This window comes from Arthrobacter sp. B3I9 (genome assembly GCF_030816935.1).
Classification (GTDB): domain Bacteria; phylum Actinomycetota; class Actinomycetes; order Actinomycetales; family Micrococcaceae; genus Arthrobacter.
In genome coordinates this window covers 4,069,025-4,083,694 of record NZ_JAUSYO010000001.1, presented here as the reverse complement: position 1 = coordinate 4,083,694, position 14,670 = coordinate 4,069,025, and the positions used below count along the sequence as shown (strand labels likewise).

The 14,670-nt window shown below is 67.6% G+C and carries 13 protein-coding genes; 8 read left to right on the top strand and 5 right to left on the bottom strand.

The genetic code is table 11. The features are described from left to right. Positions 1–103 precede the first annotated feature (103 nt). From QFZ65_RS18860 to QFZ65_RS18850, 3 genes are all read right to left on the bottom strand, one after another. Entirely contained in the window at positions 104–1,183 is a 1,080-nt protein-coding gene (locus QFZ65_RS18860; RefSeq protein ID WP_306912373.1) for an ABC transporter substrate-binding protein, read from the bottom strand. A 102-nt stretch (positions 1,184–1,285) separates the two neighbouring features. Then, the gene (locus tag QFZ65_RS18855) at positions 1,286–2,131 is read right to left on the bottom strand and encodes an ABC transporter permease (RefSeq protein ID WP_306912371.1); all 846 of its coding nucleotides are present in this window, start codon (positions 2,129–2,131) and stop codon (positions 1,286–1,288) included. Then, a complete protein-coding gene (locus tag QFZ65_RS18850) occupies positions 2,128–2,967 on the bottom strand; it encodes an ABC transporter ATP-binding protein (protein ID WP_306912369.1) in 840 nt (279 codons plus the stop codon). Before QFZ65_RS18850 ends, QFZ65_RS18855 begins: the two co-directional genes overlap by 4 nt. Positions 2,968–3,225: 258 nt before the next feature. Between QFZ65_RS18850 and QFZ65_RS18845 the strand changes: the two genes are divergently transcribed. From QFZ65_RS18845 to QFZ65_RS18835, 3 genes are all read left to right on the top strand, one after another. After that, on the top strand, positions 3,226–4,023 hold the full coding sequence (locus tag QFZ65_RS18845) for an IclR family transcriptional regulator (protein ID WP_306912367.1): 798 nt from the start codon (positions 3,226–3,228) through the stop codon (positions 4,021–4,023). Positions 4,024–4,140: 117 nt separating this feature from the next. Beyond that, complete coding sequence (locus tag QFZ65_RS18840) at positions 4,141–5,412, top strand: CaiB/BaiF CoA-transferase family protein (RefSeq protein WP_306912365.1); 1,272 nt, start codon at positions 4,141–4,143, stop codon at positions 5,410–5,412. After that, the gene (locus QFZ65_RS18835; RefSeq protein ID WP_306912363.1) at positions 5,412–6,329 is read left to right on the top strand and encodes a hydroxymethylglutaryl-CoA lyase; all 918 of its coding nucleotides are present in this window, start codon (positions 5,412–5,414) and stop codon (positions 6,327–6,329) included. The genes QFZ65_RS18840 and QFZ65_RS18835 overlap by 1 nt, the downstream gene beginning before the upstream one ends. 46 nt (positions 6,330–6,375) lie before the next feature. Here the strand turns inward: QFZ65_RS18835 and QFZ65_RS18830 are convergent, their stop codons facing one another. Further along, positions 6,376–7,029: a LysE family translocator gene (locus QFZ65_RS18830; protein ID WP_306912361.1), complete on the bottom strand. Its 654-nt coding sequence runs from the start codon at positions 7,027–7,029 to the stop codon at positions 6,376–6,378. 178 nt (positions 7,030–7,207) lie between these two features. Here QFZ65_RS18830 and QFZ65_RS18825 point away from each other — a divergent pair, with 178 nt between their 5' ends. The 5 genes from QFZ65_RS18825 to QFZ65_RS18805 all read left to right on the top strand — a co-directional run bounded on the left by QFZ65_RS18825 (position 7,208) and on the right by QFZ65_RS18805 (position 13,488). After that, positions 7,208–8,059, top strand: a complete 852-nt coding sequence (locus tag QFZ65_RS18825) for an IclR family transcriptional regulator (protein ID WP_306912359.1) — start codon at positions 7,208–7,210, stop codon at positions 8,057–8,059. Positions 8,060–8,219: 160 nt separating this feature from the next. After that, complete coding sequence (locus QFZ65_RS18820; protein ID WP_306912358.1) at positions 8,220–9,974, top strand: urocanate hydratase; 1,755 nt, start codon at positions 8,220–8,222, stop codon at positions 9,972–9,974. A 113-nt stretch (positions 9,975–10,087) separates the two neighbouring features. Further along, positions 10,088–11,680: a histidine ammonia-lyase gene (gene hutH, locus QFZ65_RS18815; RefSeq protein WP_306912356.1), complete on the top strand. Its 1,593-nt coding sequence runs from the start codon at positions 10,088–10,090 to the stop codon at positions 11,678–11,680. A 150-nt stretch (positions 11,681–11,830) separates the two neighbouring features. Continuing rightward, positions 11,831–12,067 carry a hypothetical protein gene (locus QFZ65_RS18810; RefSeq protein WP_306912354.1) on the top strand — a complete coding sequence of 79 codons (237 nt, stop codon included), beginning with the start codon at positions 11,831–11,833 and terminating at the stop codon, positions 12,065–12,067. A 113-nt stretch (positions 12,068–12,180) separates the two neighbouring features. Next, on the top strand, positions 12,181–13,488 hold the full coding sequence (locus QFZ65_RS18805; RefSeq protein WP_306912352.1) for a sodium:proton antiporter: 1,308 nt from the start codon (positions 12,181–12,183) through the stop codon (positions 13,486–13,488). Positions 13,489–13,557: 69 nt separating this feature from the next. On the opposite strand, the gene hutG is transcribed toward QFZ65_RS18805, so the two are convergent. Beyond that, complete coding sequence (gene hutG, locus QFZ65_RS18800; RefSeq protein ID WP_306912351.1) at positions 13,558–14,571, bottom strand: formimidoylglutamase; 1,014 nt, start codon at positions 14,569–14,571, stop codon at positions 13,558–13,560. Positions 14,572–14,670 lie beyond the last annotated feature (99 nt).

The window sequence follows — 14,670 nt, the reverse complement described above, 5'->3', positions numbered from 1 at the left end:
ACGGCAATTACACCGCCGTGTGAAGGAGCCGCCAGCGCCAGAAACAGCAAGGGCCCGCCACCCGTCTCCGGATGGCGGGCCTCTGGAACTGCCGGGCTCGGTTCTACTTCACAAACTCATTTGTGTACGTATCGGCCAGCTGGATCTCCTTGTCTCCGACCTCCGGGTTGGCCACCTGCTGGGTCTTCAGCACCGCCTGCACGCCGTTCTCCGTGAAGGTTCCGTCCTTGCTGAGGGTCTTCTTCAGGTCCTCGATCACCTTGGCGTAAAGGGCCTTGTCCCCGCCGGCGTAATTCTCGGGCATCTTGGCGGCGATCTCCTCGCCGGAGTGTCCGTCGATGAATTCCAGGGTCCGCTTTATGGCCTTGGCGAGCTTGCCGGCCGTTTCCTTGTTCGCGTCCAGCCACTCGGTCTTGGCGTAGAGGCTGGAGGACGGCCACGCGTCTGTCTCGAAAACTTCCTTGAGTCCGTCGGCGGAACGGACGTCCTCGAGGATCACCGGATCATGTCCGATGCGCTTGCTCAGTACGGACACGTCCGGTTCGAGCATGACGGCGGCATCAACCTGGCCCTGTTCCATGGCCGCAACCGCCGAGGAGCCGGCGCCGATGGCCGAGACTGCGGCGTCGGTCTTCTGCATGCCGCTCTTTGCGAGGAGGTACTTGATGAACATGTCCGTGGAGGAGCCAGGGGCCGTCACGCCCACGTTTTTGCCCTTGAGGTCCGCGAGGGTCTTGATCGTGCCCTCATTCTTGGGGGCGACCAGCAGCACCAGGCCGGAGGACCTTCCCATATCCACAAAGGCCTTGATTTTCTGGTTCTTGGCCTGCATCTGGATGGTGTGCTCGTAGTACCCGCTGGTCACATTGGTGCTGCCGCCGATCATGGCCGTCAGTGCCTTCGAGCCGCCCTGCAGGTCCTGGAGCTCGACGGTCACGCCCTCCTCCTGGTAATAGCCCAGTTGCTGGGCAAGCGTAGTCGGGAGGTAGGTCAGCAGGGTCTGGCCGCCGACGCCGATGGTCACCTTGGAACTGCTGCCACCGCCGGCCGCGGCGCTGCCGGACTGGCCGGGAGGCGCCGCCGCCGGAGTGCCGCAGGCGGAAAGGGCCAGCGCAATGGAGGCAACAAGGGTGACCGGCCGGAGGATGCTCCTGCGCCTTGGCCGGGATTCGTTCTGTGTCATCGGTGGCCCTTCTAAGCGGTAGTAGTGGATTCGTTCGGGCCCGGAAACGCCGGACGCGTGGATGGATAAGGCAGGCCGGACGGCCGGTACAAAGAGGCTTGGCTAGGACGACTGGACAGGCCGCCAGCGGAGCAGGTGCCGTTCCAGGCGGTTGACGAGGAGGTCGATAATGAGGACCACGATCATCAGGATGAACATCCCGGCGAAGACACCCTTTGTGTCGAAGACTCCCTGTGCCTGGGCGATGGCATAACCGACACCGGCGGAGGCTCCGAGGTATTCACCCACCACGGCGCCCGTGATGGCGAAGCCCACGCTGATGTGCAGGCTGGAGAAGATCCACGTCAGGGCGCTGGGGATGAAGACATGGCGGAGGAGCTGCTTCTCGGATGCCCCCAGCATCCGTGCGTTGTCCACGAGGACGCGGTCAACGCTCTTGACGCCTTCGAGGGTGTTGAAGAAGACGATGAAGAACACGAGCGTGAAGCCGAAGGCGACCTTGGACCAGATCCCGAGGCCGAACCACAGCAGGAAGATCGGTGCCAGCACCACGCGGGGGAGGGCGTTGAACATCTGCAGGAACGGGTCCAGCAGGCGCTCGAGGAAACGCACCCGGGCGAGGACGAAGCCCAGGAGCAGGCCCGCGGCGGCGCCGACGAGGAAGGCGAGGATGGCTTCCTGCATAGTGATCCACAGATGTGGAAAGACGAACCCGGTCGAGACCCACAGCCAGACGGTCTGGAAGATGTCCGACGGAAGCGGGAAGAAAAATTCATCCACTATTCCGGCGCGGACGGAAAGCTCCCAGGCGCCGAGGACGGCGAGGGTGAGCAACAGCTGCGTGCTCCGCATCGCCAGCGGGGACATCTCCGTTCTGCGCGTCCGTCGGCGCGAGCCGCCGTTCAACGCCGCCGAGAGGCCGTTCTTGTTCGATTCCAGCAGAGTCATGCGACTTCACCTTCTTCCGCCATGGCGGTTTCGTAGGTCTTCGACACTTCGAGCTTCAAGCGGCCCCAGATCTCGCGGTGCAGGGTGACGAACTGCGGGTCATCGCGGATGTCCAGCAGGTCCCGGGGGCGCGGGATGTCGATTTCGTAGCTTCCCACGACCGTGCTTCCGGGGCCGGCCCCGAGGATCACTACCTCGTCGGAAAGGGCGATGGCCTCGTCCAGGTCATGGGTGATGAAGACGACGGCCTTGCCGGATTCCTGCCACAGCTGAAGGAGCTCGTTTTCCATGATCTGACGGGTCTGGACATCGAGTGCGGAAAACGGTTCGTCCATGAGCAGCACGTCCGGGTTGACAATCCAGGCCTGCGCGATGGCCGTGCGTTTCCGCATCCCGCCGCTGAGTTGGTGCGGGTAGCGGTCCGCAAAGTTCTTGAGTCCCACCTTCTCTAACCACCGGCGCGCTTCCGAGTGGGCTTCAGCCTTTGACACACCGGCCATCGTCAAGCCGAGGCTGACGTTGTCGATCACTGTCTTCCACGGCAGCAGGGGGTCCTGCTGGAACATGTAGGAGGCCCGCCGGTTCACTCCGATCACCGGCTCGCCAAAGCTCTTGACTTCGCCGGCGCTCGGGTTCAGCAGTCCCGCGGCCATGTTGAGGATGGTGGATTTGCCTGATCCCGTGGGGCCAACAATTGAAACAAACCGGCCAGGCTCAACTTTGAGGTTGATGTCGCGGACGGCGAAGTAGGTCTCACCGCCGGGCGTCGGGAACTGTTTGGTGCACCCGGTGAGCTCCACCGCGTACGTTGACGTTTCTGCCTTTGCAGCTGGCATCATTGCACTCTTCCCGGCCGTCGCTGGCCGCTTGTTTTCGCTGCTGATCCTTACGGGGGTCGACATGGGTCTGTCGTCTCCACGCCCATTGCGTCGGCTCTGACGCATCGGGTCCTACCTGCCACATCGTGGGTTCGCCACCATGATGTGGACCCGATGGTAACAGTAACCCGGGTCACACTCAACGTCCGGGCGGTAGCATGACGGCGCCGCACCAGCGGCGCCTGCGCCCCGTCCGCAGGCTCTTACACTTTCTCCATGACGCCCACCGAATCCCCGGCCACGCCGTTGCTGGTTCTTCGAAAAATCACCTCCATCCTGGACGCTTTTTCGCTTGCCCAGCCGGAGCTTTCCCTGGCCGAACTTCGTGGCGCTACCGGCATTCCCCACTCGACCGTGCAGCGCCTCGTGGCGAACATGGTGCAGGAGGGCATTCTGGACCGCCAGGGGGACAAGTTTCGGGTCGGCGTCCGGATGGCCCATTGGGCGGCCCCGGCCAGCCAGGGTCTCGACTACCTCGAACTGCTCACCCCCGTGCTGCGGCACCTTCGTGATGAGCTGGGTGAGACGGCGTGCATCTTCCGCCAATCGCAGGGGAGCCGGGTGTGCATAGCGCTGGCGGAAACCCGGCGCATGCTCCGCAGGGTGGTGCAGGTGGGTGAGATCATGCCGCTCCACGTGGGGGCGGCCGGACGTGTCCTCCTCGCCTGGAACCCTGACGTGGCGGAGCAGATCTACCGCTCCGGGCTCCACTCGTTGACCGCCCGGACGATCACGGACGCCGCAAGCCTGGAGACCGCCGTCGCCAAGACCCGGGCGGACGGTTTCGCCATCACCACGGGCGAGCGCGTCTCGGGTGCGAGCGGGATCTCCGCGCCGATCTTCGGACCGCAGGCCGAACTGTACGGGGCGCTCACCGTCATGGGCCCGGCCCTGCGGATGCCGTACGACGTCTGTGCCTCATGGGTCGAGCCCGTCCTTGCGGCCGCTGAAGAATCGACACGAGTCATCGGGGGAACGATCCCGACCACCCCTCTATCCACATCGTGGATTTAGGTCCACAATGTGAAATAGTCTGGCGGCGGCGAGGAGCGGCTCACTAGGCTCCCCGCTAAACAGACCCGCCACGTCCGCCACGGAGTGCCGGCGCCGGCAGAACAAGGAGTCCGAGACATGGTGAAGGTTTTCGAAACCGCCTCACGAGGCGGCGAGCCCGGTGCCGCGGCCGGAACCGGGATTCCGCACACCGCCGCGCCTCTGGCCGGTGTACGTGTCCTGGAACTCGGATCGCTGATTGCGGGGCCCTTCGCCGGCCGCCAGATGGCCGACTTCGGTGCTGAGGTCATCAAGATCGAATCGCCCAGCCGGCCGGACCCGATGCGGGAGTGGGGCAGGGCGCGGGTGCACGGGCACACGTTGTGGTGGTCGGTGCAATCCCGCGGGAAGAAGTGCGTGACCCTCGATCTGAAGGCGCCGCGCGGACGTGAAATCTTCCTTGAGCTCTGCCGGGAAGCCGACGTGCTCCTGGAAAACTTCCGTCCCGGAACGCTGGAACACCTGGGCCTTGCACCTGAGGAACTCTGGAAGGTGACTCCCGGGCTCATCATCGCCCGGGTATCCGGCTACGGACAGACCGGCCCCGACGCCCAGAAGCCGGGCTACGCCTCCGTGGCCGAGGCCAGGGGAGGGCTGCGGTACCTCAACGGCTACCCGGACCAGGCACCTCCACGCACCGGCATTTCGCTCGGGGACAGCCTTGCCTCGCTCTACGCGCTGCAGGGCATTCTGCTGGCCCTGTACTGGCGGGACGCGCGCGGCGGCACCGGCCAAGTAGTGGACGTGTCGCTGGTGGAAGCCTGCTTTTCCCTTCTGGAGAGCGCCGTCCCGGACTACGCCGCCGCGGGCGTGATTCCGGGTCCCAGCGAATCAGGGCTCAAGGGGATCGCGCCGTCGAACATCTTCCGTTCCAGCGACGGCAAGTGGGTCGTGATCGCCGCGAACCAGGATTCGGTGTTTGTGCGGCTTGCGGCCGCCATGGGACGCCCGGAACTGCCGTCGGATCCGCGCTATAGCAACCACGCGGCGCGGGGCGTGCACCAGGAGGAGCTGGAATCCCTGATTGCCGGGTGGGCCGCCGGTTACAGCGAGCCCGAGCTGACCTCGCTCCTGGACCGGCACTCCGTGCCGAACAGCCCGGTCAGCAGCATCGAGGAAATTTTTGCCGACCCGCAGCTGCGCGCCAGGGAGATGCTGGTGGAAGTGCAGGATGAGGAGCTGGGCACCGTGGTCCAGCCCGGGATCGTTCCCCGGCTGACGCGGAGCGCGGGGGGCATCGCCTGGAGCGGGCCGTTGACTCCGGGCTCGCACAACGGGGCAATATACGGAGGGCTGCTCGGGCTCTCCGACGAGGAACTGCAGGACGCCAAAGACGAAGGTGCGATCTGATGACTGATGTACAAGCAGCACGGTCCGTTTCCATCGTGGACGTCAGCCCCCGGGACGGACTCCAGAACGAGAAGGTGCCGGTCAGTACTGAGGACAAGCTGAGGCTCATCGACGAGCTCATCTCACTCGGGGCCAGGCGGATTGAAGCGGTCAGCTTCGTGAACCCCCGGAAAGTCCCGCAGATGGCCGATGCCGATGCCGTCATGGCAGGTGTGCCCCGCGACAGGGGTGCGAGCTTCATCGGGTTGGTCCTGAACACCAGGGGCGCCCTCCGGGCCGTGGATGCGGGCGTGGACGAGATGAACTACGTACTGCCCGTGACGGATGCCTTCGCAACGGCAAACCAGAACACCACTGTCGCGGCGGCCCTGGACTCCCTGGAGGAGGTGTCCTCAATCGCGGCGGCGGCTGCGATTCCACTCACCGTGACGGCCGCCGTCGCATTTGGCTGCCCGTACCAGGGCGATGTTCCGCAGGAGCAGGTTCTGTCGGTGGCCCGGAGTGCCCTGCGGCGCGGGAGCCTGGCAGAGTTGGCGCTCGCCGACACCATCGGTTGCGCCGTCCCGTGGCAGGTGGGCGAGTTGTTCACAGCGCTGCGCTCCGAAACGGACGTCCAGCTGCGGGCGCATCTGCACGAGACCCGCCACACCGCCCTCGCCAATACGTATGCGGCGATGGCCGCCGGCGTCAGGGTCTTCGACAGCGCGGTGGGAGGCCTGGGCGGTTGCCCCTTCGCCCCCGGAGCCGCCGGAAACGTCTCCACCGAGGACCTGGCGTGGATGCTGGGGCGCGCAGGGTTCGATACCTCCATCGATCCGGTGCGCGCCACCGAGCTGGGCCGCTGGATCTGCGCCAAAGTGGAGACGGCTCCGCGCTCCGGGCTCGCCGGCGCGGGGGCCTTCCCCAGCGCGGCCTGAGCTTCCGGTCGCCCGGCCCCTGCAACGACTCTCCGCCCGCCCAGCGCTACTTGCCCGCCGGCAGCTCGCCGGCCTGGCCGGCGAGGGCCAGGGTGCCGCCGAGGGCGACCATCATGATCCCGCCGGTGGTGCCCAGCGCCGCGATCCGCCGCGGCGACCGGGCGAACCAGTGCCGGGCGGTCCCCGCGGCAAGGGCCCAGGCGCTGTCGGAAACCAGCGCGATCAGCAGGAAGACCGCACCGAGCGTGGCAAGCTGGAGGGGAATCGCGCCGGCTGGATAGTCGACAAACTGCGGCAGCACCGCCACGAAGAACACGACCGACTTAGGGTTCGTGGCACCAACGATGAACGCCTCCTGCAGCACGCGCCGGACCGACGAGGAACGTGCGGGACCAGAGGCCGCCGCCCTGCCGCCGCGATGCCGGATCGCCTGGACGCCGAGATATACGAGGTAGGCGGCGCCGGCAAACTTGACCACGGTGAACAGCACCGTCGACTGGGCCAGGACGACGCCCAGCCCCAGCGCCACCGCGGCGACCTGCAGCAGCTCACCCAAGGCATTTCCCAGCACGCTCAGCAGCCCGCCCCTGCGGCCCAACGCAAGCGAGCGGCCGACCACAAACAACACCCTGGGCCCGGGGACGGCGATCAGGACTGCGGACGCCAGCGCGAAGGCCAGCACGTTGCTCAGCGGGACCATGCCCGATCTTAAGCCTCCACGGGCGGCGGACGGCAGGGCGCCGTCGCCCGTGGAGTCAGCCGGTGGGCGTTGTCTGGGATTTCAGACACGCTGCACCGGCATGACAATAGGCCGGAGCCGGCCGGGTGCATGCTTAAGTACGGGATACCGGACACCCCCCGACGTCGAAGAGGAACACATGACTGCCCTGACCAACCAGACTGCGCCGCCCGTTAATGCCGTGCCGAGGCCGGCTGCCCGGGCGGCGTCCAAAGTACCGGCGGCGGAAAACACGCTGCGCATCCTCAAACTGCTGGCCTCCAAGCGGGGCCCGATGGCGGCGTCGAACATTGCGACCTCCCTGGGCCTGCCGCGTTCGAGTGTTTACCACCTGCTCGGCGTGATGGAAGAGAACGGGTTTGTGCTGCACCTGCATGAGGAGCAGCGCTACGGCCTGGGCATCAGCGCCTTCGAGCTGAGCTCGGCCTATTCCCGCCAGGAGCCGCTCTCCCGGCTGGGCCGGCCGCTGTTGGCCTCGTTGGTGGACGTGATCGGCGAAAGCGCCCACCTTGCCGTGCTGCATGGCCGTGACGTGCTCTACATCGTGGAAGAGCGGGCCAAGAACCGGCCCTCGCTCGTGACCGACGTCGGCGTCCGGCTGCCCAGCCACCTCACCGCCAGCGGCCGGGCGATCCTGGCCGCGCTGCCGAAGTCCCAGGTCCGTGCGCTGTACCCGAACGCGGCGGCGTTCACTGCCCGGCACGAGACCGAATCGCCGATCACAAAGTACTCGGCGCTGTCCTCGCATCTGGACCAGGTCCGGCAGCGCGGCTATGCCACTGAACACGGCGAAGTGACGCCCGGCTTTGGCTCCATCGCCGCCGCCGTGACGGACCACGTGGGCTGGCCGACGGCGGCAGTCGCCGTGACGTTCCTCGAGGACAAACTGCCGGCGGACCAATGGCCGGCCCTGGCCGCCCGTGTGCAGAAGGTCGCGGACGAGCTTTCGGTCCGCATCCACGGCCGCCGCAACCCAACTGGCTCGCAGTAGGCGTCGTTTAGGGCGTCCAAAACGACATGTAGTGCCAGTCAGTGCGGTCTGGGATACCGGACAGCACCCGTCCTGGGCACCTGTCTGCGGGGCCGCCCGCACGCTTTAGTTGATACAGAACCTTCTCCCAGGAACCGCACCAGCCAACAAAGGAGCCCTCATGGCACCCGCCGATTTCACCACCGGTGCCCGCCCGGTCAAAGCCGCCCGCGGCACGGAACTCACCGCCAAGTCCTGGCAGACCGAAGCCCCGCTGCGCATGCTGATGAACAACCTCGACCCCGAGGTGGCCGAACGCCCCGATGACCTCGTGGTCTACGGCGGAACCGGCCGCGCGGTCCGGTCCTGGGCTGCGTTCGACGCCATCACCCGCACCCTGCAAACCATGGAAAAGGACGAAACGCTCCTGGTCCAGTCCGGCAAGCCCGTCGGGGTTTTCCGTACCAATGAATGGGCGCCCCGGGTGCTCCTGGCCAACTCCAACCTGGTCGGGGACTGGGCCAACTGGCCCGAGTTCCGCCGGCTCGAAGCCGAGGGCCTGATGATGTACGGCCAGATGACGGCCGGGTCGTGGATCTACATCGGCACCCAGGGCATTCTGCAGGGCACCTTCGAGACCTTCACCGCGATCGCCCGCAAGCTCACCGGGGACGAGAACGGGACCCTCGCCGGCACGCTCACGCTCACCGGCGGCTGCGGCGGCATGGGCGGCGCGCAGCCGCTCGCCGTCACCCTGAACGACGGCGCCTGCCTGATTGTCGACGTCGACGAGACCCGCCTGCGCCGCCGCGCCGGCAAGCGCTACCTCGACGAGGTGGAGACCGACCTCGACGCCGCCATCGCCAAGGTGCTCAAGGCCAAGGAGGAGCGCCGCGGCTGGTCGGTGGGCTACGTCGGCAACGCCGCCGAGGTCTTCCCGGAGATCCTGCGCCGCCACAACGCCGGCGAGCTCACCGTGGACATCGTCACGGACCAGACCTCCGCACACGACCCCCTGAGCTACCTCCCCGAGGGCATCTCGGTAGAAGAGTGGCACTGCGAGGCCGACGCCGACCCGGAGGGCTTCACCAAGAAGGCCCAGGCCTCGATGGCAAAGCATGTCCAGGCGATGGTGGAATTCCAGGACGCCGGCGCCGAGGTCTTCGATTACGGCAACTCCATCCGTGACGAGGCCCGCAAGGGCGGCTACACCCGCGCCTTCGAATTCCCCGGCTTCGTTCCGGCCTACATCCGCCCGCTGTTCTGCGAGGGGATGGGCCCGTTCCGCTGGGTGGCGCTCTCGGGCGATCCTGAGGACATTGCCGTCACGGACAGGGCCATCAAGGAGCTCTTCCCGGACAACAAGCACCTGCACCGCTGGATCGACGCCGCCGGTGAACGCGTGGAGTTCGAAGGCCTTCCCGCCCGCATCTGCTGGCTGGGCTACGGCGAGCGGGCCAAGGCCGGGCTGCTGTTCAACCAGCTCGTCAAGGAGGGCAAGGTCAAGGCGCCCATCGTGATCGGCCGCGACCACCTCGACTCCGGCTCCGTCGCCTCCCCGTACCGCGAGACCGAGGCGATGGCGGACGGCTCCGACGCCATCGCCGACTGGCCGATGCTCAACGCCCTGCTCAACACCGCATCCGGCGCCACCTGGGTCTCCCTCCACCACGGCGGCGGCGTCGGCATCGGCCGCTCCATCCACGCCGGCCAGGTCTCCGTCGCGGACGGCACGGACCTCGCCGCGCAGAAACTCGAACGCCTGCTCACCAACGACCCCGGCATGGGCGTCATCCGCCACGCCGACGCCGGCTACGAACGCGCCGTCGAGGTCGCCCAGGAACGCGGCGTCCGCATCCCCATGCTCCCCACGGACTCCCTAACCTCGCAAGCTCGGCCAGGGAACCCTGTCCGCGTGGCCAGAGAAACCCCATGACCGAAAGCCGCTGACCACGCCCCGCCCAGCATCGATTGCTCCACAACTGCCGTTATGAGCTCCCAAAAGGGCACCTGCGGAGCAATGGACGAGAACTGAAGTAGGAACACACCATGACCACGATCACCCACGAACCGCTCACCGTCACCCTTGGCTCCAGCGGCGTCACGCCGGAGGACGTCCTCGCCGTCGCCCGCCACGGCGCGAAGGTGGCCATTTCCCCGGATGCCCTCGACGCCGTCGCTAAGGTCCGCGCCCACATTGATGGCCTCGCCCACAGCGACGTCCCTGCCTACGGCATTTCGACAGGCTTCGGCGCGCTCGCCAACCGGCACATCCCGGGCGAACTGCGCACGCAGCTGCAGAAGTCGCTGATCCGCAGCCACGCCGCCGGGATGGGACCGGCCGTGGAGCGGGAGGTGGTCCGCGGCATCATGTTCCTGCGCGCCAAGACCCTCGCCTCCGGCCGCACCGGGGTCCGGCCGGTGGTGCTGCAAACCATGGTGGACGTGCTCAACGCCGGCATCACCCCGGTGGTCCGCGAATTCGGTTCCCTCGGCTGCTCCGGCGATCTCGCGCCTCTTTCCCACTGCGCGCTGGTGCTGATGGGCGAAGGCGAAGCCACCGGCCCCGACGGGGAGACTTACGGCACCAAGGGCGGCCGCCCGGTCGCCGAGCTCCTCGCCGAGCACGGGATCGAACCCGTCACCCTCGCCGAGAAGGAAGGGCTGGCGCTGGTCAACGGCACCGAAGGCATGCTGGGCATGCTGCTGATGGCCATCGCGGACCTCCGCCAGCTGCTTACGACGGCGGACATCACGGCAGCGCTCAGCGTTGAGGCGCTGCTCGGCACGGACCAGGTCTTCCTGCCCGAGCTGCACGCCGCGCTTCGGCCGCATCCGGGCCAGGCTGCGGCCGCGGACAACATGCTGCGGGTGCTCTCCGGCTCGCCCATCGTCGCCTCGCACCGGATCAACGACACCAAGGTCCAGGACGCCTACTCGCTGAGGTGCGCGCCCCAGGTTGCCGGCGCGGTCCGGGACACCGTGGACCACGCCGCGCTGGTCGCTTCGCGCGAGCTGGCTGCCGCGATCGACAACCCCGTGGTGCTGCCTGACGGCAGGGTCAGTTCCAACGGCAACTTCCATGGCGCGCCGGTCGCGTACGTGCTGGATTTCCTGGCGATCGCCGTCGCGGACCTGAGCTCCATCGCCGAGCGCCGGACCGACCGGATGCTGGATCCAGCGCGGTCCCACGGGCTGCCGGCCTTCCTCGCCGCGGATCCCGGCGTCGACTCCGGGCTCATGATCGCGCAGTACACCCAGGCCGGGCTGGTCTCGGACAACAAGCGGCTGGCGGTCCCGGCGTCGGTGGATTCGATCCCGAGTTCCGCGATGCAGGAGGACCACGTCTCGATGGGCTGGCATGCGGCGCGCAAGCTCCGCAGGGCCGTTGAGAACCTGCGCCGCGTGCTCGCGATCGAACTTGTCACCTCGGCCCGGGCGCTGGACATCCGCACCCAGCTTTCCGGCGGCGAGCTGACGCCTGGGCCTGCGGGCACCGCCGTGATCGCGGCACTGCGGGACGTCGTCGACGGCCCGGGAACCGACCGGTTCCTGGCGCCTGAGCTGGAGGCGGCGGATCGGCTGGTCGCCTCCGGCAAGGTGCGGGCGGCGGCCGAATCCGCCGTCGGAAATCTCGCCTGAGCGAGAAGAAAGTGCAGTTCAGGCGCACAATGCGCGGTTTCCCCGAAATAGTCTGCAACACGCCCGGACGGGGGCCCGGAACTGTAGTACTAATGGAGAGTCACACCGATGAAGTTGTGATGAAGAACATATACAAAGGGGTAGAGGTTCATGAAAGCACGCGGGACGGTTCTGTCCAAGCGCCAGGCATCCGCCGCCACGGTTTCCGACTGGAGAAGCCTTAAGACGGGCGACCGGGTCGAAATCCTCAAGCACGCACGGGTTCTGGCTGCCGGGGAGGTTGAAGAAGTGTCAGCGAGCGGCAACGTCCTCTGGCTGGTCCCGGCGGACCCGTCCGAGACCCAGCTATTCCTGAAGTCCGACGGCGTGGAGGTGCGGCGGAGCTAGCAGTTAACAGGTTTCCGCGCCGCACGCGGGTATCGTGACAGGAGGGGCGCCGTTCCGCAGGGACGGCGCCCCGACTCATTTTTGCGATGTGGCGGCGGCCGAAGGGAAGCAAATTGTTCGAGGCACCCAGCATTGTCTTTGCGGCGGCAGGGCTGGCAGTCCTGGCCGCTGCCCTTCTGCCCAAGCTGCTGCGCAATGCGCCGCTGTCCATGCCGATGGTGTTCCTCGGGGCGGGAATGCTGGCGTTCACCTTCATTCCGAGCCTGCCCGACCCGGACCCCCTGCAATACACCGAGTTCACGATGCACCTGACCGAGGTGTGCGTCCTCATCTCGTTGATGGGTGCGGGCCTTGCGCTCGATCGTCCCCTCGGCTTGCGCCGGTGGTCGACCACCTGGCGGATGCTGGGCCTTGCCATGCCGCTCTGCATCATCGCGCTGACCTTGCTGGGGCTTGGGGTGCTGGGCCTTGGCCTGGGCGCCGCCCTGCTCCTGGGCGCCGCCCTCGCGCCCACCGACCCGGTGCTCGCCTCCGAAGTCCAGGTGGGGGAGCCGGCAGATGACGAGGACGAAAGCGCGCGCGGCGAAGACGAGATCCGGTTCGGCCTCACGTCCGAGGCCGGCCTCAACGATGGACTCGCTTTTCCCTTTGTCTATCTGGCCATCGCCATCAGCCTCGTCGGGACATCACCGAGGGAATGGTTCGTTCCGTGGTTCACCATGGACCTTCTCTGGCGGATCGGGGCGGGCGTGCTCCTCGGCTGGCTCGCCGGCAAGGCGCTGGGCCGGCTCTTCTTCGCCGCCCGCCATGAAACGATCCGGCTGTCCGCTCACTCCGAAGGCTTCGTGGCACTGGCGGCTACCTTCCTGACCTACGGTGCGACGGAGATGGTTGAAGGCTACGGGTTCATCGCCGTCTTCGTGTGCGCCGTGACCATCCGGGCCGCGGAACGGACTCACGGCTTCCACCGCGTCATGCACTCCTACGTCGAGCAGCTCGAACGGCTCATGACTGTAGTAATCCTGGTGCTGCTGGGCGGGGCCATCGCGCGTGGCCTGCTGGCGGGCATCGGCTGGCCGGAGCTCCTGGTGGCGCTCGTGTTCCTGGTATTGGTCCGGCCGCTGGCGGGGTGGCTGGCCCTCATGCGGGGGAAGACCGGACCGCGGGAACGGACCGCGATTTCCTTCTTCGGTATTCGCGGGATCGGCTCCCTGTATTACCTCGCGTATGCGCTCAGCAAGGGCAATTTCAGCGCCCAGGCCACGCAGCTGTGGGCCTTCGTGGGCCTGGTCGTGGCGTTGTCCATCGTGGTGCACGGGGCGACGACGGCTCCCGTCATGAACAGGCTGGACCGGATCCGCGAGCGGCGGGCCGAGGAGCAGCACGGTGACGTAGGCCAGGCACCCACGACGCCGATCTGACGGGTTCCCTCGTTCTGACGGGCCCACCGCCCCCTCCAGGGCAGGCCTACCGGCCCCTCCATGGCAGGCCTACCGCAGCAGGGTGTCGATCAGCCGCGCCGCGACCTTGGCCGTGCGGCCGTCGATATCGAATTCCGGATTCAGCTCTGCCACATCCAGATGCAGGAGCTTTCCGCTCGCGGCGACCTGCCGGCAGACCGCACTGATCACCGCCAGCGGAACACCGAAGGCGGCCGGTGCGCTGACGCCCGGAGCGACCGACGCCGGCAGCACGTCCAGGTCGATGGTCAGGTACAGCGCGTCCACCGACGCCAGGAAAGAGGCCACGAAGCTACTGGTCGCCTCCGCCGAACAGTCCTCGTCCAGCAGATAGTCCACCCCCAGCTCGTCCGCGGTACGGAACAGCGCCCGGGTGTTGTTCGGTTCGGAGATCCCGACGACGGCGTACCGTAGTCCGCGGCCCGCGGCGGCTTCGGCGCGGGCCATCTGCAGGAACGGGGTGCCCGAACTGGGAGCAGGAGCGTCGCGGAGGTCGAAGTGGGCATCCAGGTTCAGCACCCCCACCCGCAGGCCGTCCCGGACCGCGGCCGACCCGGCCACGCCGAGGTAGCTGGCGAACGCCGTCTCGTGCCCGCCGCCCAGCACCACGGGAAGCGCGCCGGCGTCGAGGAGCCCGGCGATGGCCAGTCCCGCCCGCGCCTGTCCGGCTTCCAGCGCGTCCCCCGCCACGGTGACGTTCCCGGCGTCGTGCACCGACCGCGTCAGGTGGAAGGCGAGCGGGCCGAGGGCGGCGCGGATGGCGGCGGGCCCGGCAGCGGCACCGGTGCGCCCGCTGTTGCGGCGCACCCCGGCATCGCTGCAGAAACCGAGGACGACGGCGGGGCGCCCGGTAGCGGGGCGCCCGTCAGGGGCCGGGTTTCCAGCGGACGGACGCGCAGCGAGCGGGGCCGTGGGGTTCGGGAGCGCGGAAGCGGGATACGCGCCGACGGCCTGCCACCAGCGGCGGTGCTCGGCGCCGTCGCCGTCGAACCGACCGGTCCAGGGCTGCGGCGGGACGTCCACGGGAAGTGTCGGAGAAACCATGCCCCTAGCTCATCGCAGCCAGGGCGGGAAAACCAGCAGCGCCGCCGCCGGGCCGTCCGGAATCCCGGAAACGCTCGAGCGGACGGGAAAGGGCGGGGG

Bases quoted from the DNA above. Each gene is read 5' to 3' on its own strand.
- QFZ65_RS18860 (WP_306912373.1), bottom strand. From the start codon at position 1,183: ATGACACAGAACGAATCCCGGCCAAGGCGCAGGAGCATCCTCCGGCCG.
- QFZ65_RS18855 (WP_306912371.1), bottom strand. From the start codon at position 2,131: ATGACTCTGCTGGAATCGAACAAGAACGGCCTCTCGGCGGCGTTGAAC.
- QFZ65_RS18850 (WP_306912369.1), bottom strand. From the start codon at position 2,967: ATGCCAGCTGCAAAGGCAGAAACGTCAACGTACGCGGTGGAGCTCACC.
- QFZ65_RS18845 (WP_306912367.1), top strand. From the start codon at position 3,226: ATGACGCCCACCGAATCCCCGGCCACGCCGTTGCTGGTTCTTCGAAAA.
- QFZ65_RS18840 (WP_306912365.1), top strand. From the start codon at position 4,141: ATGGTGAAGGTTTTCGAAACCGCCTCACGAGGCGGCGAGCCCGGTGCC.
- QFZ65_RS18835 (WP_306912363.1), top strand. From the start codon at position 5,412: ATGACTGATGTACAAGCAGCACGGTCCGTTTCCATCGTGGACGTCAGC.
- QFZ65_RS18830 (WP_306912361.1), bottom strand. From the start codon at position 7,029: ATGGTCCCGCTGAGCAACGTGCTGGCCTTCGCGCTGGCGTCCGCAGTC.
- QFZ65_RS18825 (WP_306912359.1), top strand. From the start codon at position 7,208: ATGACTGCCCTGACCAACCAGACTGCGCCGCCCGTTAATGCCGTGCCG.
- QFZ65_RS18820 (WP_306912358.1), top strand. From the start codon at position 8,220: ATGGCACCCGCCGATTTCACCACCGGTGCCCGCCCGGTCAAAGCCGCC.
- hutH (WP_306912356.1), top strand. From the start codon at position 10,088: ATGACCACGATCACCCACGAACCGCTCACCGTCACCCTTGGCTCCAGC.
- QFZ65_RS18810 (WP_306912354.1), top strand. From the start codon at position 11,831: ATGAAAGCACGCGGGACGGTTCTGTCCAAGCGCCAGGCATCCGCCGCC.
- hutG (WP_306912351.1), bottom strand. From the start codon at position 14,571: ATGGTTTCTCCGACACTTCCCGTGGACGTCCCGCCGCAGCCCTGGACC.